Origin of the sequence: Bradyrhizobium sp. 63_E2_N1_3 (assembly GCF_052076005.1) — a bacterium.
In the GTDB taxonomy this organism is placed as follows: domain Bacteria; phylum Pseudomonadota; class Alphaproteobacteria; order Rhizobiales; family Xanthobacteraceae; genus Bradyrhizobium; species Bradyrhizobium barranii.
Window position 1 is genome coordinate 7979270 of the sequence record NZ_CP197235.1, and the last position, 18647, is coordinate 7997916.

Annotated in this window: 17 protein-coding genes; 14 read left to right on the forward strand and 3 right to left on the reverse strand. The window is 65.0% G+C overall.

The window, feature by feature from the left end; all coding sequences use genetic code 11:
• Position 1 precedes the first annotated feature (1 nt).
• Positions 2-841 (reverse strand): class I SAM-dependent methyltransferase, encoded by an 840-nt coding sequence (locus tag AB7531_RS37920; protein WP_063985583.1) that lies wholly within the window; start codon positions 839-841, stop codon positions 2-4.
• A gap of 119 nt (positions 842-960) precedes the next feature.
• On the opposite strand from AB7531_RS37920, the gene AB7531_RS37925 reads away from it, so the two are divergent.
• From AB7531_RS37925 to AB7531_RS37935, 3 genes are all read left to right on the forward strand, one after another.
• Complete coding sequence (locus AB7531_RS37925; protein WP_063985584.1) at positions 961-2523, forward strand: winged helix-turn-helix domain-containing protein; 1563 nt, start codon at positions 961-963, stop codon at positions 2521-2523.
• Between the two features lie 230 nt (positions 2524-2753).
• Entirely contained in the window at positions 2754-4229 is a 1476-nt protein-coding gene (locus tag AB7531_RS37930) for an EAL domain-containing protein (protein ID WP_063985585.1), read from the forward strand.
• 15 nt (positions 4230-4244) lie between these two features.
• A complete protein-coding gene (locus tag AB7531_RS37935) occupies positions 4245-5099 on the forward strand; it encodes a TIGR01459 family HAD-type hydrolase (protein ID WP_063985586.1) in 855 nt (284 codons plus the stop codon).
• Between the two features lie 208 nt (positions 5100-5307).
• Here AB7531_RS37935 and AB7531_RS37940 read toward each other — a convergent pair whose 3' ends face one another.
• Complete coding sequence (locus AB7531_RS37940; RefSeq protein ID WP_007596883.1) at positions 5308-5703, reverse strand: response regulator; 396 nt, start codon at positions 5701-5703, stop codon at positions 5308-5310.
• 231 nt (positions 5704-5934) lie between these two features.
• On the opposite strand from AB7531_RS37940, the gene AB7531_RS37945 reads away from it, so the two are divergent.
• The 7 genes from AB7531_RS37945 (at position 5935) to arfB (ending at position 14944) form a co-directional block, all read left to right on the forward strand.
• Positions 5935-6906: a bifunctional riboflavin kinase/FAD synthetase gene (locus tag AB7531_RS37945; protein ID WP_063985587.1), complete on the forward strand. Its 972-nt coding sequence runs from the start codon at positions 5935-5937 to the stop codon at positions 6904-6906.
• A 218-nt stretch (positions 6907-7124) separates the two neighbouring features.
• A complete protein-coding gene (gene ileS, locus AB7531_RS37950; protein WP_063985588.1) occupies positions 7125-10124 on the forward strand; it encodes an isoleucine--tRNA ligase in 3000 nt (999 codons plus the stop codon).
• A gap of 9 nt (positions 10125-10133) precedes the next feature.
• The gene (gene lspA / locus AB7531_RS37955; RefSeq protein WP_063985589.1) at positions 10134-10628 is read left to right on the forward strand and encodes a signal peptidase II; all 495 of its coding nucleotides are present in this window, start codon (positions 10134-10136) and stop codon (positions 10626-10628) included.
• A 106-nt stretch (positions 10629-10734) separates the two neighbouring features.
• Entirely contained in the window at positions 10735-11457 is a 723-nt protein-coding gene (locus AB7531_RS37960) for a hypothetical protein (protein WP_063985590.1), read from the forward strand.
• A 204-nt stretch (positions 11458-11661) separates the two neighbouring features.
• Positions 11662-13056, forward strand: coding sequence for a M16 family metallopeptidase (locus AB7531_RS37965; RefSeq protein ID WP_371496566.1), 1395 nt, complete (start codon positions 11662-11664; stop codon positions 13054-13056).
• Positions 13053-14408, forward strand: a complete 1356-nt coding sequence (locus AB7531_RS37970) for a M16 family metallopeptidase (protein ID WP_063985591.1) — start codon at positions 13053-13055, stop codon at positions 14406-14408. Before AB7531_RS37965 ends, AB7531_RS37970 begins: the two co-directional genes overlap by 4 nt.
• Positions 14409-14524: 116 nt before the next feature.
• The gene (arfB, locus tag AB7531_RS37975) at positions 14525-14944 is read left to right on the forward strand and encodes an alternative ribosome rescue aminoacyl-tRNA hydrolase ArfB (RefSeq protein WP_063985592.1); all 420 of its coding nucleotides are present in this window, start codon (positions 14525-14527) and stop codon (positions 14942-14944) included.
• A 69-nt stretch (positions 14945-15013) separates the two neighbouring features.
• Here arfB and AB7531_RS37980 read toward each other — a convergent pair whose 3' ends face one another.
• The gene (locus tag AB7531_RS37980) at positions 15014-15427 is read right to left on the reverse strand and encodes a hypothetical protein (protein ID WP_245328492.1); all 414 of its coding nucleotides are present in this window, start codon (positions 15425-15427) and stop codon (positions 15014-15016) included.
• Between the two features lie 195 nt (positions 15428-15622).
• Here AB7531_RS37980 and AB7531_RS37985 point away from each other — a divergent pair, with 195 nt between their 5' ends.
• The 4 genes from AB7531_RS37985 to AB7531_RS38000 are packed head-to-tail and all read left to right on the forward strand — an operon-like array spanning position 15623 to position 18597.
• Positions 15623-16009: a c-type cytochrome gene (locus tag AB7531_RS37985; protein WP_084795402.1), complete on the forward strand. Its 387-nt coding sequence runs from the start codon at positions 15623-15625 to the stop codon at positions 16007-16009.
• Positions 16010-16405 carry a VOC family protein gene (locus AB7531_RS37990; RefSeq protein WP_063985595.1) on the forward strand — a complete coding sequence of 132 codons (396 nt, stop codon included), beginning with the start codon at positions 16010-16012 and terminating at the stop codon, positions 16403-16405.
• A gap of 45 nt (positions 16406-16450) precedes the next feature.
• Positions 16451-16999 carry a hypothetical protein gene (locus AB7531_RS37995; protein WP_063985596.1) on the forward strand — a complete coding sequence of 183 codons (549 nt, stop codon included), beginning with the start codon at positions 16451-16453 and terminating at the stop codon, positions 16997-16999.
• A gap of 29 nt (positions 17000-17028) precedes the next feature.
• Positions 17029-18597 carry a GMC family oxidoreductase gene (locus tag AB7531_RS38000; protein WP_063985597.1) on the forward strand — a complete coding sequence of 523 codons (1569 nt, stop codon included), beginning with the start codon at positions 17029-17031 and terminating at the stop codon, positions 18595-18597.
• Positions 18598-18647: the final 50 nt, after the last annotated feature.

Consider the following 18647-nt stretch of genomic DNA (forward strand, 5'->3'; position numbering starts at 1 on the left):
TTCAGCGCTTGCTGATCACGACCTCCAGATACTCGCTATGCACCACCACCGTACCGTCGTCGGCACGGTTGAATTCGCCGAGCAGCGCCATGAGATCGCGCCGCAGCGCGGCCTGGCCGGTCTCCTCCAGCGCCACGAACGCTTTCAGCATCGGCCCGTAATAGGATTTGAAAACCTCGAGCCAGTGCTCCGGAGAGCGATAGCGGAAGGCGAACATGCGCGGCTCGGCGGCGATCTCGGAGGCTTGGCTGCCGAACATCTCCTCAAGCCGTGCCGGCGTGCCCCACAAGGCCGGCGACTTCACGCCCGCCGGCGGCGGCAAATGCCTGCCGATGGTCTTGAAGAGCTGACCGATGAAGCCCTGGGGCGTCCAGTTGGCGAGGCCGATCTTGCCGCCGGACTTGCAGACCCGCGCGAGCTCGGACGCCGCCTTGTCCTGATCCGGCGTGAACATGACACCGAAGGTCGAGAGCACGACGTCGTAGCTGGCATCCGCAAACGGCAGCGCTTCGGCATCCGCTTCACGGAATTCGACCATCAAATGCTCCGCCGCGGCCCGTTCGCGTCCCCGCTTGAGCAACGCTGGAACATAGTCGGTCGATGTGACGTCGCACCAGCGCCGCGCGGCGGCCAGCGTCGCATTGCCGTTGCCGGCGGCGACATCAAGCACCTTGCTGCCGGCACGCAAGTCGAGCGCCTCGCAGAGCTGCTCGCCGACGATCTGCAAGGTGGTGCCGACAATGGCATAGTCGCCGGACGACCAGGCGCTGTGCTGGCGCTGCTTGACGGCGGCGAGATCTGGTTGGGCGAGGGCCGGCTTGAGCGCGGCGGACGTCGACATGGCAATTCTCCTGCGGTTGAAGACGCCGGGACGATAGGGCGCATGCGGCTCGCTGGCCTTGAGAGTGGCGTTATTTTACGCTGAGAACACCTTGATTTCCCGCTGGAGCCGAGGGCGGCGTGACATTTCATTTCGAGGATTTCGTGCTCGACCCCGCACGCCGCGAATTGCGGTGGGCAGAGACGCTCGTCGGGCTCGAGCCCCAGGTGTTCGATCTCCTGCTTTATCTGGTCCGCAACCGCGAGCGCGTGGTGACGCGGGACAACATGCTCGACGCGATCTGGAATGGCCGCGTCGTCTCGGAATCGACGCTGACCAGTCGGATCAACGCGGCGCGGCGCGCGGTCAATGACAATGGAGAAGATCAGCGGCTGATCCGCACAGTCGCGCGCAAGGGCGTGCGGTTCGTCGGCGCAGTGACCGAACGCTCCGCCGCAGCCTCATCGTCGGCGCCGGGCAAGCCGCCCGACCCAACACCGACGGAATTGCCGCTGCCCGATCGTCCCGCAATTGCCGTCCTGCCCTTCACCAACATGAGCGGCGAGGCCGAGCAGGATTATTTCTCCGACGGCATCAGCGAGGACATCATCACCGCGCTGTCGAAGCTGCGCTGGTTCTTCGTGATCGCGCGCAACTCCTCCTTCATCTACAAGGGCCGCACGGTTCACCTGCGGCAGGTCGCCGAGGAGCTCGGCGTGCGCTATGTCGTCGAGGGCAGCGTCCGCAAGGAGGGCGATCGCGTCCGCATCACCGCGCAGCTCAACGATGTCGCCACCGGCAGCCATCTCTGGGCCGAACGCTACGACCGCGAGCTCGCCGACGTCTTCGCCGTACAGGACGAGATCACCGAACGCATCGTCGCCGCGATCGAGCCGCAGCTCTATGCCGCGGAGAATTTTCGCGCCGAGCGCAAGCCGCCCGACAGCCTGGACGCCTGGGACCTTCTGATGCGCGCCCTCTCCCATTACTGGCGCGTAACGCGGCAGGACCACGTCGCGGCGCGAGCCCTGCTCGAAAAGGCCATCGCGCTCGACCCGAACTACGGCAAGGCACTCGGGCTGCTCGGCACCAGCTACATGTTCACGGCGCATATGGGCTGGATGGAGATGGCCGCCGCGCTGCCGGTGGCCGAGCGCGCGGCGCGGGCCGCGATCCGCGCCGACGACCAGGATGCCTGGGCGCATAATGCGCTCGGCCATGTCGATCTGTTCGCACGCCGGTTCGAGGATTCGCTTGCCGAATTCGAGACCGCGCTACGGCTCAATCCGAACTTTGCGCTGGCGCAGGGCTATTATGGCCTGACGCTCAGCTATTGCGGCCGCTGGCGGGATGCCGACGACGCCGCGCGGCGGGCGATCCGCCTCAGCCCGCGCGACCCCTATGCACCCGTCTATTTCGGCATCGCCGCCTTTGCCCGCTTCCTCGGCAGGGACTATGCGGAAGCGATCCGGCTCGCGCAGGAGGCCCTGCGCCAGCGCAGTGACTTCGTCGGCGGGCACCGGGTGCTGACCGCGGCCGCGGCGATGGCCGGGCAAACCGAGACCGCCCGCGCGGCGCTGAAGGAACTCCAGCGTGCCCAGCCCAACGTCTCGCTCGCCTGGATCGCCGAGTTCATGCCGATCAAGCTCGCCGCCGACCGCGAGCACTACCTCGAAGCCTTTCGCCGGGCCGGCCTGACCTAGACTGTCTGGGCATGATCTCCGCGACAAACGCGTTCCGCGTTTGTCGCGGGGGAAAACCGTTGCACACTTTCCGGATCATGCTCCGGCGCCGCGAACAGGCCGCTATCCCCTCGAATCAACAATGATGTTAAGGTCGCCCTGCTTGGGGGAGCATGAGGCGTGACGGGTTCGCACACTGACCCGTGTTTTCCCGGATGAGGCAGTCAGCTCTTTGAGGCGTAACGCGCGGCATGATTCGCATTTCGACGATCTTCATCGCCATCTGCATGGTTCTGGTCGCGGCCTCGCTCGGGCTTGTCCTCTACTCGGTCGCCGGCATCAGCGGAACCGAATCCGCCATCGTGGCGCTGACCGCGCTGACCTTCCTGATCCTCTACAACGCGGTCTCGATGCGGCTGCGCGATCGCAGTGACGTCGGCGGCCAGATCGCCGACCTCTCGCGCGGCACCGCCGACCTCGCCCGCCAGGTCGCCGAGTTCGGCCGCCGGCTCGCGGCGATGGAGGGGCGCATCGCCTCGGCCAATTCGACCAACTCCGACCGCATCCAGTCAGTGGTCGGCGAGATCAACGAGCTCGGTGGGCTGGTCAGGCAGCTCGCCACCACCGTGTCAGCCCATGAAGACCTGTTGGCCGGGGCCGCGCCGACCCCCGCCCCCGCTCCGGTCGCCCGGCCAGAGCCGGAGGCGCCTCTCGACCTGATTGCGGCCTTCGAGGAGCGGCCGGCCGCCCCTCCGCCGCTGCCCGCACCGCCGCCGCGGCCAACACCGGCGATCCAGACCCACACCGCCGTTCCGGTTCAGACGGCCAATGGCCGCAACCCGACCCAGTTACTGGCGACACTGCGCAACGCCATCGACGAGAACCGCATCGACATCTTCCTCCAGCCGATGGTGACGCTGCCGCAGCGCAAGGTGCGGTTCTACGAAGCCGTGACGCGCCTGCGCGACGAGCGCGACCAGCTGATCGCCGCCGAGGAATTCATCAGCATCGCCGAAGCCTCGGGTCTGATCGGACGCATCGACAACATGGTGATGCTGCGCTGTGTGCAGGTGCTGCGGCGCCTGATGGTGCGCAACAAGGATGTCGGCGTGTTCTGCAACGTCGCGGCCTCCACGCTCGGCAATTCCACCACCTTCGCGCAGTGCCTCGACTTCCTCGAAGCCAACCGGGCGCTGGCGCCCTCGCTGGTGCTGGAGTTCAAGCAGTCGACCTTCCGCAATCTCGGCCCGGCCGAGACCGAGAACCTCGCGGCGCTCGCCCAGCGCGGTTTCCGCTTCTCGATCGACCATGTCACTGACCTCAGGATCGAGCCGCGCGAGCTCGCCGATCGCGGCGTGCGCTTCATCAAGGTGCCGGCGTCCCTCCTGCTCGACCCCAGGCAGGCCTCGACCTCGGACATCCACCCTTCCGACCTCTCCGACCTGCTCGGCCGCTTCGGCATCGACCTGATCGCCGAACGGATCGAGGGCGAGCGCGCAGTGGTCGATTTGCTCGACTTTGACGTGCGGTTCGGTCAGGGGTTCCTGTTCGCGCCACCCCGGCCATTGCGGCCTGAAGGGGCATCTGCTACCGGCGGGGCCTCGCCGAACCCGGCGCAGGAAATTCAGGGATCCAATGGCTCCGCTTCTCCCAGCCCAGGCGCCACGTCTTCAGCGCCTCCAGCCCAGCGTATCACCGGCAACGCGGCGCTCGCGCGCCGGATCTGATCGGCCGCACGCATCATGACCACGCTGCATTTCGCCGAAAGCCTGCGCGAGCTCGTGGGCGGCGTTGACGTTGTGCTCAGCGACATCTGGGGCGTGGTTCACAACGGCCTGGAATCCTTCCCCGAGGCCTGCGAGGCGCTGCACACCTATCGCAGCCGCGGCGGTACGGTGATCCTGATCACCAATGCCCCGCGCCCGGCCGACTCTGTCCAACGGCAATTGCGCAAGCTCGGCGTCGCGGACGAGACCTATGACGCGATCGTCTCGTCGGGCGACCTGACGCGGCTCTATGTCGCCGAGCATCCCGGCCGCAAGATGTTCTGGCTCGGACCCGAGCGCGACAACTCGATCTATCGCGGCCTCGATGCGACGACCGCGCCGCTGGAAGAAGCCGACTACATCGTCTGCACCGGCCTCTATGACGACGAGACCGAGACGGCGGAAGACTATCGCGGCATGATGCTGAAGGCGCGCGAGCGCAAGCTGACGCTGGTCTGCGCCAATCCCGATATCGTGGTGGAGCGCGGCGACCGGCTGATCTATTGCGCCGGCGCGATCGCGGAACTCTATCGCGAACTCGGCGGCGAGGTGATCTTCTACGGCAAGCCGCATCGCCCGATCTACGAGCGCGCGATGATGCTCGCCGGCGAACGCCAGGGTCACATGATCGACCGGAAAAAGGTGCTGGCGATCGGCGATTCCGTCCGCACGGACCTCACCGGCGCGCGCGAATTCGGCATCGACTGCCTGTTCGTCACCCGCGGCATCCATGCCGAGGAGTTCGAGGGCCTCGACCAGCTCGACCCGAATTCGGTGATGGAGTTGTTCGGCCACCCGCCGAAGGCGCTGATGCGCGAATTGAAGTGGTGACGGTTGCGGCTTGAACCGACGCCGGCTTAGACGAATTGCTAAGCCCCGGTCGTCGTCATGGCCGGGCATAGCCAGCCGAAGGACGGCGGCGCTCGCGCGCACCTACGCCCCGGCCATCCACGCTTTTGGCACCCGCAAACGCGGATGCCCGGGACAAGCCCGGGCACGACGTTCCAAATGGAAGATAATTGTCCGGCGAAGAGCGCGCTTACGCGCTCGCCATGTCCGGGAAGACCGCTTCGATCTTGGTCTTCAGCGTCGCCGCGTTGAACGGCTTGACGATGTAGTTGTTCACGCCGGCCTTCTTGGCCGCGATCACGTTCTCGGTCTTCGATTCCGCGGTGATCATGATGAAAGGCGTGGTGGCGAGGTTCGGATCCGCGCGCACTTCGCGCAGCAGGTCGTAACCCGTCATCGGCTCCATGTTCCAATCGGAAATCACGAGCCCGTACTTCTTGCCACGCATCTTGTTCAGCGCCGCCGAACCGTCGCTTGCATCATCGATATTCTCGAAGCCAAGCTGCTTCAGGAGATTCCTGATGATACGGATCATGGTGCTGTAGTCATCAACCACCAGAACCGACATCGACAAATCAACCGCCATCTCGACTCCCCCAACGCAAACCCAGGAAATATTACGATCGGACCCGCCGGGGCCGGAGCCCCGCTGTTCCACAATTCAAGGACTAGCACCAAGGCGTTAAACAGCGCGTTAACTGGGGGCGCCTCCGAAGGACTGAAATCACGTTCAATGCGGCCGCTCTCCCTGCCGCTTGACTTCGTCCGGCCGGTCAAGCCACGGTCCGCAGGTCCTGCCGCTTCGAGAATTCCCCTGATGGTCCCGCATTTTACCGTTATCCGCGACACAACGCCGGATTCCGCGATTTTGAGGGGCGCCGTGGTCGCCATGGGCAATTTCGACGGCGTTCATCTCGGCCATCGCGCGGTGATCGCAGCCGCGCTGGAAATGGGCCGGGCGCATGGCCGCCCTGCGCTGGCATTGACCTTCGAGCCGCATCCGCGCCGGTTTTTCAGCCCGAACACCCCGCAATTCCGCCTGACGGACGAGCCGGCCAAGCTGCGGCTTTTGGCCGGCACCGGGCTCGCCGGCGCCGTGGTCATGACCTTCGACAAGGCCAGGGCCGGGACCAGCGCGCAAGACTTCATTCACCATGACCTGATCGGGCGCCTCGGCGTCAGCGGCATCGCGGTCGGCTACGACTTTCATTTCGGCAAGGGTCGCGTCGGCTCGCCGAGCCTCCTGGTGAACGAGGCGCCCCGGCTCGGCATCGAGGTCGACGTGCAGGCCCATGTCGACATCGACGAGCGGCCGGTCTCCTCCAGCGCCATCCGGATCGCGCTCGCCGAGGGCCTCATTGACGAGGCCACCACCATGCTGGGCGCGCCCTGGTTCATCACCGGCGAGGTGATCCACGGCGAGAAGCGCGGCCGCGACCTCGGCTATCCCACCGCCAACATCCGCCTCGATGCCAATTGTGGCCTCAAGCACGGCATCTATGCGGTGCGGGTCAGCCGCGGCGCCGAGCGGCTGGACGGGGTGGCAAGCTTCGGCCGCCGTCCGACCTTTGATAATGGTGCGCCGCTGCTGGAAATCTTCCTGTTCGACTTCAAGGGCGACCTCTACGGACAAGCGCTCGACTGCGCCTTCGTCGGCTTCATCCGCGAGGAGCTGAAATTCGACAGCCTGGAGGCCCTGATCCGCCAGATGGACGACGATTCCGCCCGCGCCCGCGCCGTGCTGGCCGCCGCCCCGGACGCGTTTCCGCGGCTTGGCGTGATCGATTGAGGCCCAAATCCGGCCCGCCGTACCTTTTGCGCTTCTACCTTTTGCGCTTCCCTTGGCCCCCTGCTATGGAGAGCCCATGTTTGCGCGGTGCATCATAGGGATTAGCGGCCCGGCTTCCGCCTGAGCCTGAAGGCTCGGCGCAAGACCGGGATTTCGTCGTTTCACCCCGCGATTCCAGTCGCTATCCGTTTCCGCGCCCTTCCGAGCCAGTCAGCCCCATGTCCGAAAAGCCGCAAAAGTCCGACGCCAAAGACTATTCCAAGACCCTTTATTTGCCGCAGACGGATTTCCCGATGCGCGCCGGCCTGCCGCAGCGCGAGCCGGAACTGCTGAAGTATTGGAACGACATCGGCCTCTACGACAAGCTGCGCCGGGAAGCCCAGGGCCGCGCCAAATTCGTGCTGCATGACGGCCCGCCCTACGCCAACGGCAACATCCATATCGGGCACGCGCTGAACAAGATCCTCAAGGACGTCGTGACCAAGAGCCAGCAGATGCTCGGCTTCGACTCCAATTACGTGCCGGGCTGGGACTGCCACGGCCTGCCGATCGAATGGAAGATCGAGGAGGAGAACTACCGCAAGAAGGGCAAGCAGAAGCCCGATTTCCGCGACTCCGCCGCGATGGTGGCGTTCCGCAAGGAATGCCGCGCCTATGCGACGCACTGGATCAACGTGCAGCGCGAGGAGTTCAAGCGGCTCGGCATCATCGGCGACTGGGATCATCCCTATCAGACGATGAGCTATCCGGCCGAAGCGCAGATCGCCCGCGAGCTGATGAAGTTCGCGGCCAACGGCACGCTGTATCGCGGCTCCAAGCCGGTGATGTGGAGCGTGGTCGAGAAGACCGCGCTTGCGGAAGCCGAGGTCGAGTACGAGGACTACACCTCCGACATGGTGTGGGTGAAGTTTCCCGTCACGTCACCGGCGCATGGCGCACTCGCCAGTGCCTCGGTCGTGATCTGGACCACCACGCCCTGGACGCTGCCCGGCAACCGCGCGATCTCGTTCTCGCCGAAAATCGCCTACGGCCTTTATAAGGTGACGGATGCGCCCGCCGACAACTGGGCCAAGACTGGCGATCTCCTGATCCTGGCCGATGCGCTCGCCGCAGAAGTGTTCAAGCAGGCGCGCGTCACGTCTTACGAGAAGGTGCGCGACATTCCCGGCGACACGCTGGATGCCGTGGAATGCGCCCATCCCCTGCGCGGGTTCGGTGGCGGTTACGAGTTCATCGTGCCGCTGCTCGCCGGCGAGCATGTCACCGACGACACCGGTACCGGCTTCGTGCACACCGCGCCGAGCCACGGCCGCGAGGACTTCGACGTCTGGACGGCCAACACCCGCGAGCTCGATGCGCGCGGCATCCCGACCGCGATCCCCTACACCGTCGACGAGAACGGCGCCTACACCGCGCAGGCCCCCGGCTTCACCGGCAAGCGCGTGCTCAACGACAAGGGCGAGAAGGGCGATGCCAACGAGGCCGTGATCAAGGCGCTGATCGAAGGCGGCAAGCTGCTCGCGCGCGGCCGCCTCAAGCACCAATATCCCCATTCGTGGCGCTCGAAGAAGCCGGTGATCTTCCGCAACACGCCGCAATGGTTCATCGCGATGGACAAGGACATCAACGATGACGGCCATGCGAAGAAGGGCGACACGCTGCGCGCCCGCGCGCTGCACGCGATCTCGGTCACGCAATGGGTGCCGCCGTCGGGCGAGAACCGCATCAACGGCATGATCGCCAACCGTCCGGACTGGGTGATCTCGCGCCAGCGCGCCTGGGGCGTGCCGATCGCCGTGTTCGTGCGCGAGAAGAGCGACGGCTCGGCAGAGATCCTGCAGGACGAGATCGTCAACCAGCGCATCGCCGAAGCCTTCATGGAGGAAGGCGCCGACGCCTGGTACATGGACGGCGCCCGCGAGCGCTTCCTCGGGTCCCGCGCGAGCGAGGACTGGAAGAAGGTCGACGACATCTGCGACGTCTGGTTCGATTCGGGCTCCACGCACGCCTTCGTGCTCGAGGATCGCCAGAACTTCCCGCAGCTCGGCAACATCGTCCGCAAGATCGACGGCGGCAACGACACCGTGATGTATCTGGAAGGCAGCGACCAGCATCGCGGCTGGTTTCATTCCTCGCTGCTGGAAAGCGCGGGCACGCGGGGCCGCGCGCCCTACGACATCGTGCTCACCCACGGCTTCACGCTCGACGAGAACGGCCGCAAGATGTCGAAGTCGCTCGGCAACACCGTCGAGCCGCAGAAGGTGATCAAGGATTCGGGCGCGGACATCCTGCGCCTGTGGGTCTGCGCCACCGACTATGCCGACGACCAGCGCATCGGCCCGGAGATCCTGAAGAACACCATCGAGACCTATCGCAAGCTGCGTAACTCGATCCGCTGGATGCTCGGTACGCTGCATCACTTCAAGGCGAGCGAGAAGGTCGCCTATGCCGAGATGCCCGAGCTCGAGCGGCTGATGCTGCACGAACTGGCCGGCCATGCCGAAACCGTTCGCAAGGCCTATGCCGCCTTCGACTACAAGACCGTCGTCGCGAGCCTCGCGGCCTTCATGAACTCCGAGCTTTCGGCGTTCTACTTCGATATCCGCAAGGACACGCTCTATTGCGACCCGCCGTCCTCGCCGGCGCGCAAGGCCGCGCTCACCACGATCGACCTGTTGTGCGATGCGCTCCTGAAGTGGCTTGCGCCGATCCTGAGCTTCACGACCGATGAAGCCTGGCGCATGTTCCGGCCGAACGCGGAGCCTTCGGTCCATCTGACCCTGTTTCCCGAAGGCATCGAGACGCTCCGCGACGACAAGCTCGCCGCGAAATGGGAGACGATCCGCAACGTCCGCCGCGTCGTCACCGGCGCGCTGGAGCTTGAGCGCGCCGCCAAGAACATCGGCTCGTCGCTCGAGGCCTCACCAGTGATCTATGTCGCCGACCGCGACATGCTGGCGACGCTGTTCGACACCGATCTCGCCGAGGTCTGCATCACCTCGAACTACGAGGTGCGTGAGGGCGAAGCGCCTGCGGGCGCGTTCCGTCTCGATGCGGTGCCCGGCGTCGCGGTCGTCGTCGAGAAGGCGGTCGGCACCAAATGCGCCCGCTCCTGGAAGATCTCGCCCCTGGTCGGTGAAGACCCTGAATACCCCGACGTCAGCCCGCGCGACGCCCAGGCGCTGCGCGAATGGAAGGCGCTGGGGGTGGGGGTCTGATCCCCGGCCATGACCCCGCTTCGCGCCGGCATCCTCGCGGCCGTGGTCACGCTGGTGGCCGACCAGGCCTCAAAGCTTTGGCTCCTGAACGTGTTCGACCTCGCCCGCCGCGGCGTAGTGAAGGTGACGCCGTTCTTCGACCTGGTGCTGGCCTGGAACATCGGCATCAGCTTCGGCTGGCTCCAGAACGACGGCCAGTCGGCGCAGATCGCGCTGATGGCGGTCAAGGTCGTCGCCGTGGTCGCCCTGGCGATCTGGATGGCCCGCTCGCACACCCTGCTCGCCACGGTCGCACTCGGGCTGATCATCGGCGGCGCGATCGGCAACGGCATCGACCGCTTCGCCTACGGCGCGGTGGTCGATTTCGCCCTGTTCCACATCGAGCTCGGCGGAAATACCTATAATTGGTATGTGTTTAACCTCGCGGACGTGGCCATCGTTGTCGGGGTGGCGGCGCTATTGTATGATTCCTTCCTGGGGGTACCCGCCGCAAAAGCGCCCTGATCCCGGCCGATACGGACCGGCAGGTGGAACCCTGCTTTTTGCGAGGATTGGCCGCGTGCGAGCGGCAAAGTGCAGCAATCTGCCACAATATGGAACAGGTACAGTGATGCGCAGCTCCGAGACCAGCGGTTCGATGGTTCGAGACCCCAAGGCAGGGTTCTGGCGGGCGTTGAAATTGTCCGCTGTCGCGCTCGGCATCGGCCTCGTCATGACGGCAGGCCCGGTCCGTGCCGGTGACGACGACGATGATGATGACGGGATGACCTTCGAAGAGAAGATCATCGACAATCTGATGTCCGGCATCGGCGCCAAGAGCATGGAAAAGCCCGGCATCGAATACCGCGAGCGCTCGCCGCTCGTCGTGCCGCCCAAGCTCGACCTGCCGCCTCCGGCAACCCAGGCCAAGAATGCTCCGAACTGGCCGAAGGACCCCGAAGAGAAGCGCCGCAAGGAAGCCATCGCAGCGCGCAAGAAGGCGACCAAGGCGACGGAGAACTGGCAGGCGGCCCAACCGCTGACGCCCGCCGAGATGAAGGCCGGCGAGGTCGCCGCAGCCCCCCGTACAAGCAATGACCCGATCCAGCCGGGCACCAACGGCAACCCGTCGCTCAGCCCCACCGAGCTCGGTTACGCCGGTGGTCTCTGGAACATGATGAAGGGCGGCAACAGCTCCGAAGAGAAGAAATTCACCAGCGAGCCGCCGCGCTCGTCGCTGGTCGAGCCGCCGCCGGGCTACCAGACGCCGTCCCCGAACTACGCCTATGGCGCCGGGCCGGACAAGTCGCGCCGGACCTATTTCGACATCATGTCGGGCAAGGAAAAGGAATAATAGCGCTCCTGCCCCACCGCGACATCCTGACAGGCGCATCCTGGCACCGGCGGCTTACGCACGCCGGACGCAGTCTGCATATTGCTTATCAGTAACTTGCCAGCGCGTTGAGTTCTCTGCTTCGTGACGCGAAGCCTCAGCCGCACGGTGTAGCATGCAGTGCCTCCGAGCCGGACATCCGGGTTCGGCCTTTTCATAAGGATTATGATGTCCTCTTACCGATCGGCCGCCTGCCTCCTTGCCGCGCTGCTTTCGACGAGTGTCCTCTCAGCCAGCGCCGCCCTCGCCCAGACCACGGTGACATCGGCCCCGCCCGCCAGCTTCACGCTCGCCAACGGCATGCAGGTCGTGGTGATCCCGGACCACCGCACGCCCGTGGTCACGGAGATGATCTGGTACAAGGTCGGCTCGGCCGACGAGACGCCGGGCAAGTCCGGGCTCGCGCACTTCCTCGAACATCTGATGTTCAAGGGCACCTCGAAGCATCCGGTCGGCGAATTCTCCCAGACCGTGCTCCGCGTCGGCGGCAACGAGAACGCCTCGACCTCGGTCGACTACACCAACTACTACCAGCGCGTGCCGAAAGAGCAGCTGCCGACCATGATGGAGTTCGAGGCCGATCGCATGACCGGCCTGATCCTTAAGGACGAGAACGTGCTGCCCGAGCGCGACGTCGTGCTCGAAGAGTACAACATGCGGGTCGCCAACAATCCGGACGCGCGGCTCAACGAGCAGATCATGGCCGCGCTCTATCTCAATCATCCCTACGGCCGGCCGGTGATCGGCTGGCACCAGGAGATCGAGAAGCTCGACCGCGAGGATGCGCTCGCCTTCTACCGCCGCTTCTACGCGCCGAACAACGCGATCCTCGTGATCGCCGGCGACGTGGAAGCCGCCGACATCCGCCCGCTGGTCGAGCGGAATTTCGGCTCCATTCCGGCCCAGCCCGCGATCCCGGAGCGGCGCATCCGTCCGCAGGAGCCGGAGCCGGCGGCGCCGCGCACGGTCACGCTGGCCGACCCGCGCGTCGAGCAGCCGAGCCTGCGCCGCTACTATCTCGTACCGTCGGCGACGACCGCCGCCGCAGGTGAAAGCGCCGCCCTCGACGTGCTGGCGCAGCTGATGGGCAGCGGCAGCAATTCCTATCTCTACCGCGCGCTCGTGGTCGACAAGCCGCTCGCGGTGTCCGCCAGCGCCAGCTATTCGAGCATCTCGCTCGACCCGACCCAGTTCGCGATCTCGGCCTCGCCGAAACCGGGCGTCAGCTTTGCCGATGTCGAGCAAGTGGTCGACGGCGTCATCGCCGACATCGCACAGAACCCGATCCGCGCCGAGGACCTCGAGCGGGTCAAGACCCAGCTCATTGCGGAAGCGATCTACGCCCAGGACAACCAGGCGGTGCTGGCGCGCTGGTATGGCGGCGCGCTGACCACGGGCCTCTCGATCGAGGACATCAGGAGCTGGCCCGACCGCATTCGCGCGGTCACCGCCGAGCAGGTTCGCACTGTCGCGCAGAAATGGCTCGAGAAGAAGCGATCGGTGACGGGCTATCTGATCAAGGACACCAGTGCCGCCAAGCGCGAGGAGAAGCGTTCGTGACCTATCCCTTCCTTCGACGCGTTGCATTCTCGCTTGCCACCGGCGCGGCACTCGCGCTGGCTACGGTGTCGCCGTCACAGGCGGCTGCAAAAATCCAGCACCTGACTTCGCCGGGCGGCATCGAAGCCTGGTTCGTACAGGATGCGACGGTGCCGCTGATCGCCATGGAATATTCCTTTGCCGGCGGCTCGGCGCAGGATCCCAAGGACAAGTCCGGCGTCGCCAATCTGGTCGGCGACCTTCTCGACGAAGGCTCCGGCGATCTCGACTCCAAGACCTTCCATGAGCGGCTCGACCGCCGCGCCATCGAGCTCTCCTTCAGCGCCACCCGCGATACGTTCCGCGGCAGCCTGCGGATGCTGCGCGACAACAAGGACGAGGCCTTCGACCTGCTCAGGAGCGCGCTGACCTCGCCGCATTTCGACACCGCCGACGTCGAGCGCATCCGCTCACAGGTGATCTCGGGCCTGCGCCGCGAGACCACCAATCCGTCGTCGCTGGCGAGCCGCAAATTCCTGGAGGTCGCGTTCGGCGACCATCCCTATGGCCGGCAGACCAATGGCACGCTGGACAGCGTGCCGACCATCACGGTCGCCGACATGAAGGATTATGTCGGCCGCGTGATTGCGAAGGACGGGCTGAAGATCGCGGTGGTCGGCGACGTCGATCCGGCCACCCTCGGCAAGCTGCTCGACCACACTTTTGGTAGCCTGCCCGCAAAAGCCAATCTCACGCCGGTCGCCGACGTCGAGGCGGCAAAACCGCCGCAGCGCGCCTTCGTGCCGCTCGACGTGCCGCAGACCGTCATCACCTTCGGCGGCCCCGGCGTGAAGCGCAGCGATCCGAACTTCATGGCCGCCTATGTCGTCAACCACATCCTGGGCGGCGGCGGATTGTCCTCCCGGCTCTATCGCGAGGTACGCGAGAAGCGCGGGCTGGCTTATTCCGTGTTCGAATCGCTGCTCTGGATGGAGCATTCGGCGGTCTTCATCGGCAACACCGGCACCCGCGCCGACCGGGCCGGCGACACCATCGACGCCATCGACAAGGAAGTGCGCCGCATCGCCGAGGAGGGCCCGACGCAGAAGGAGCTCGACGAAGCCAAGTCCTACCTCAAGGGCTCGCAGATGCTGGCGCTGGATACCTCCTCGAAGCTCGCGCAGGCGCTGCTGCAATACCAGCAGGACAAGCTGCCGATCGACTATATCGAGAAGCGCAACGCCATCGTCGATGCGGTGACACTGGACGACGCCAAGGCCGCCGCCAAGCGCCTCTGGGGCCAGGGCCTCCTGACCGTCGTCGTCGGCCGCGCCCCACAGGCGGCCGCGGCACCGGCGACGAAGTCGAACTGACGTCCCCTGACGTTTCCTGAAATGGCCGGGCTCGCCCGGCCATTTGCGTTTCCAGGATGCGCCATTGCCGAACGTGGACGTCCGCGATATGTCCGGACATCACGAATGGTGCCAGCATGCTGCGGATATCCCGCGATCTCGTCATCGACGAGGACGATATCGAGATCGGCTTCGTCCGCGCCTCCGGCCCGGGCGGGCAGAACGTCAACAAGGTCTCGACCTCGGCCCAGCTGCGCTTCGACACGCGCAAGCTGACCTTGCCGGAGGATGCGGTGATCCGGCTCGCCCGCATCGCCGGCCAGCGCATGACCAAGGACGGCGTGATCGTGATCCACGCCCAGCGCTTCCGCACCCAGGAGCGTAACCGTCAGGACGCCATCGACCGGCTCACCGAGATCCTGACCGAAGCGATGATACGGCCAAAGCCGCGCCGCGCGACACGGCCGACCTTTGGCTCCAAGCAGCGCCGGCTCGACGGCAAGAAGCGCCGCAGCGACATCAAGGCAGGGCGCGGCGGCGGCCGCTTCGACGACTAGCAAAGCAGACCCAGTCAAAAAAACTCCGGCCGCGGGGCGACCGGAGTCTGCTTGCTTCACCCGGCGGGACTAGTAACGCTTGGCCGGGGCTGCACCGCCCGTCGCGGAATCGTCGGCGGTTCCCTTATGCGCAGCGCTACCGGTGGTGCCGACCGTGCCCCTGGTGCCTTTGGTCGACTTCATGCCCGTCTTCTCGCCCGCCGCGCCCGGCTGAGCATTCATCTCCTCATCCCCGCTGCCCATTGTGCTGCCCTGCATCGATTTGCCTTGCACGGCGCCGCCCGTCTTGGCGGGTGGCGCGCCTTGCGCGAGAACCGGCGTCGCAATGAGAGCCGACAGAGCGCATGCGATCATCGAGGTCTTCACCAACTTCATCCATTTCTCCTGGATTTTTCCGCGACGAATGGCTCGGCTGCATCCTGCGCCGCTCACCTGCACCGGGTCATTGCATCGCGTAGAGAGTTCAAGCGGCGCGGTCGTCATGCAATGCGCATGGTGTGGTGATCGTTTAGGGATTTGACGGCGGTTTCGCGGAATTGTGCTCCGCATATAAGGCATTGCGGAACACACGCGGCCACCAGTGTCTCCGCGCGCATCGAAACAGCCCGCTACTACCACCGCATCTTTGACGCCGCCTAGAGTTTGCGCACGTTGATGTGGATGGGCGGATTCTTGGCGATGCGCGCAATCGTGCTGGGATTGTGCACCGCGATGGTGCTGGTGACGCGGGTTGCCGATGCGCAAATGCCCTTGCCGGCCGCCAAGCCGCCGGATGGCGCGACGCTGTTCAAACAGCAATGCGCGGTGTGCCACACGACAAGCCTGTCAGAGCCGGCGCGGCAAGGCCCACCGCTGGTGAAGGTCGTCGGCCGTCCCGCCGGCAAGACCGAAGGTTTTAAATACTCGGAGGCGCTGTCGAAAGTGGACTTCGCCTGGGACGAGACCAGGCTCGACGCCTGGCTGAGCAATCCGCAAGCCGTCATTCCCGGCGTGACCATGGTCTACCGGCAGGCGAAGCCGGAGACGCGCGCCGCCATCATCACCTACCTGAAGGAGCTGAACTGAATGGCAAAGCCCGTTCATTCCATGATCCGCGTGCTCGACGAGGCCCGCTCGCTCGACTTCTACAAGCGCGCCTTCGGCTTGGAGGTCGCCGACCATCTGAAATTTTCGGACTTTGCCCTGATCTATCTGCGTCATCCCTCCTCACCTTTCGAGGTCGAGCTGACGGTGAATTTCGATCGCAAGGAGCCGTACCAGCTCGGCGACGGCTACGGACATATTGCCGTGGTGGTCGAGGATCTCGATACCGAACATGCCCGCTTCGAGCGCGAGAAGCTCGCACCGGGACCGCTGCACGACTTCAAGCACGACGGCAAGACGCTGGCGCGCTTCTTCTTCGTCAGCGATCCCGATGGCTACAAGATCGAGGTGATCCAGCGAGGGGGTCGTTTCGGCTGATCAAAATCACAAAAATCCAAATCACAAAATCTACGGAGGAATGCCATGAGAGAAGTCGATCGTCGAAGCAAGCACAGCCGCCGCGTCTTTCTCAAGGGCGCGGCGACCGCCGTTCCGGTCGTCGCTGTCGCGACCAGCGTCGCCGTCAGCATCGAGGATGCCTGGGCGGATGATGCCAGCACGCTCTCGCCCGCAACGATGAAGACGCTGCTGAAGGTCGCGCGCGACATCTATCCGCACGACGTCCTCGGCGACAGCTACTACATCACCGCGATCAAGCCGTGGGACGGCAAGGCGGCCAAGGACCCCGCCGTCAAGTCTCTGATCAGCGACGGCATCACGCGGCTCGATCAGAACGCGCGGGATCGGCACAAGGTGGCTTACGCCGAAGTGCCATGGGAAGCCGACCGCGTGGTGCTGCTGACGGAGATCGAGCAGAGCGACTTCTTCCAGAAGGTGCGCGGCGACCTCGTGGTGTCGCTCTACAACCAGAAAGAGGTCTGGCCGCGGTTCGGCTACGAAGGCTCCTCCGCAGAGCACGGCGGCTACATCAACCGCGGCTTTGCCGACATCGACTGGCTGCCGAAGGCTTAAGGCTCACCCAACGGTTCAGGAGAACGCATATGGCAAAATTCGATCTGAACGACTCCAGCGTTGTGGTGATCGTCGGCTCCGGTGCCGGCGGCGGCACGCTGGGCAACGAGCTCGCGCAGAAGGGCGTCAAGGTGGTGATCCTCGAAGCAGGTCCCCGCATCGAGAACCAGGACTTCGTCAACGACGAGTGGGAGAGCTTTTCCCAGCTCGCCTGGACCGATGCCCGCACCACGTCGGGGACATGGCGCGTCGCCAAGGACTTCTCTGGCCTGCCCGCCTGGATCGTCAAGGCGGTCGGCGGCTCGACCACACACTGGGCCGGCGCATCGCTGCGCTTCGACGAGCACGAGTTCAAGGTGAAGAGCACCTACGGCAACATTCCCGGCGCCAATCTTTTGGACTGGCCGGTGACGCTCGCGGAAATCGAGCCGTGGTACGCCAAGGCTGAGAACAAGATGGGCGTGACCCGCACCAACGGCATTCCCGGACTGCCCGGCAATAATAATTTCAAGGTGCTGGAGGCCGGTGCGAAGAAGCTTGGCTACAAAACCGTGCACACCGGCAACATGGCCATCAACAGCCAGCCGCGTGACGGCCGCGGCGCCTGCCAGCAGATCGGCTTCTGCTTCCAGGGCTGCAAATCCGGCGCGAAATGGTCGACGCTCTACACCGAAATCCCCAAGGGCGAGGCGACCGGCAATCTCGAAGTACGGCCGAGCAGCATGGCGGTCAAGATCGAGCACGACGCCTCCGGCAAGGTGACCGGCGTTGTCTATGCCGACGAGAGTGGCGCGATGCAGCGCCAGAAGGCGCGCGTCGTCGCGGTGGCCGGCAACTCGATTGAAAGCCCGCGGTTGCTGTTGAACAGTGCCTCGACCATGTTCCCCGATGGCCTCGGCAATTCATCGGGCCAGGTCGGCCGCAACTACATGCGGCACATGACCGGCAGCGTCTACGCCGTGTTCGAGAAGTCGGTGCACATGTATCGCGGCACCACCATGGCCGGCATTATCCGTGATGAATCCGCCAACAATCCGAAGCGCGGCTTCGTCGGCGGCTACGAGATGGAGACGCTGTCGATTGGCCTGCCGTTCATGGCGGCCTTCCTCAATCCCGGCGCCTGGGGCCGTCCGTTCACCGCGGCGCTCGACGGCTATCCCAGGATGGCCGGCATGTGGCTGGTCGGCGAGGACATGCCGCAGGAGACCAACCGCATCACGCTCGACCCCGTCGTCAAAGACAAGTTCGGCCAAGCGGTCGCGAGCGTCCATTTCGACGACCATCCCAACGACCTCGCGATGCGCGCACATGCCTACAAGCAGGGTGCGGCCGTCTACGACGCCGTCGGCGCCACCGTGACCTATCCAACGCCACCCTATCCGAGCACGCACAATCTCGGCACCAACAGGATGAGCGAGAAACCGCGGGATGGCGTGGTCAACAAGTTCGGACAGAGCCACGACGTCAAGAATCTGTTCGTCTCGGATGGCAGTCAGTTCACCAGCGGGGCGGCGTGCAATCCGACGCTGACCATCGTCGCGCTCGCGATCCGGCAGGCTGATTACATCGCCGGCGCGATGCAGAAAAAGGAGATCTGACGTCGGGCGTTATCCCGTCTGATTGGAAGAACGTGGCAGGCATTTCGCTT

What these genes read in the sequence shown, in the direction of transcription:
- AB7531_RS37930 (WP_063985585.1), top strand. Translation starts at nt 2,754, where the DNA reads ATGATTCGCATTTCGACGATCTTCATCGCCATCTGCATGGTTCTGGTC.
- AB7531_RS37995 (WP_063985596.1), top strand. Translation starts at nt 16,451, where the DNA reads ATGAGAGAAGTCGATCGTCGAAGCAAGCACAGCCGCCGCGTCTTTCTC.
- AB7531_RS37935 (WP_063985586.1), top strand. Translation starts at nt 4,245, where the DNA reads ATGACCACGCTGCATTTCGCCGAAAGCCTGCGCGAGCTCGTGGGCGGC.
- AB7531_RS37990 (WP_063985595.1), top strand. Translation starts at nt 16,010, where the DNA reads ATGGCAAAGCCCGTTCATTCCATGATCCGCGTGCTCGACGAGGCCCGC.
- ileS (WP_063985588.1), top strand. Translation starts at nt 7,125, where the DNA reads ATGTCCGAAAAGCCGCAAAAGTCCGACGCCAAAGACTATTCCAAGACC.
- AB7531_RS38000 (WP_063985597.1), top strand. Translation starts at nt 17,029, where the DNA reads ATGGCAAAATTCGATCTGAACGACTCCAGCGTTGTGGTGATCGTCGGC.
- AB7531_RS37940 (WP_007596883.1), bottom strand. Translation starts at nt 5,703, where the DNA reads ATGGCGGTTGATTTGTCGATGTCGGTTCTGGTGGTTGATGACTACAGC.
- AB7531_RS37920 (WP_063985583.1), bottom strand. Translation starts at nt 841, where the DNA reads ATGTCGACGTCCGCCGCGCTCAAGCCGGCCCTCGCCCAACCAGATCTC.
- AB7531_RS37945 (WP_063985587.1), top strand. Translation starts at nt 5,935, where the DNA reads ATGGTCCCGCATTTTACCGTTATCCGCGACACAACGCCGGATTCCGCG.
- lspA (WP_063985589.1), top strand. Translation starts at nt 10,134, where the DNA reads ATGACCCCGCTTCGCGCCGGCATCCTCGCGGCCGTGGTCACGCTGGTG.
- arfB (WP_063985592.1), top strand. Translation starts at nt 14,525, where the DNA reads ATGCTGCGGATATCCCGCGATCTCGTCATCGACGAGGACGATATCGAG.
- AB7531_RS37980 (WP_245328492.1), bottom strand. Translation starts at nt 15,427, where the DNA reads ATGACGACCGCGCCGCTTGAACTCTCTACGCGATGCAATGACCCGGTG.
- AB7531_RS37965 (WP_371496566.1), top strand. Translation starts at nt 11,662, where the DNA reads ATGATGTCCTCTTACCGATCGGCCGCCTGCCTCCTTGCCGCGCTGCTT.
- AB7531_RS37960 (WP_063985590.1), top strand. Translation starts at nt 10,735, where the DNA reads ATGCGCAGCTCCGAGACCAGCGGTTCGATGGTTCGAGACCCCAAGGCA.
- AB7531_RS37985 (WP_084795402.1), top strand. Translation starts at nt 15,623, where the DNA reads ATGCGCGCAATCGTGCTGGGATTGTGCACCGCGATGGTGCTGGTGACG.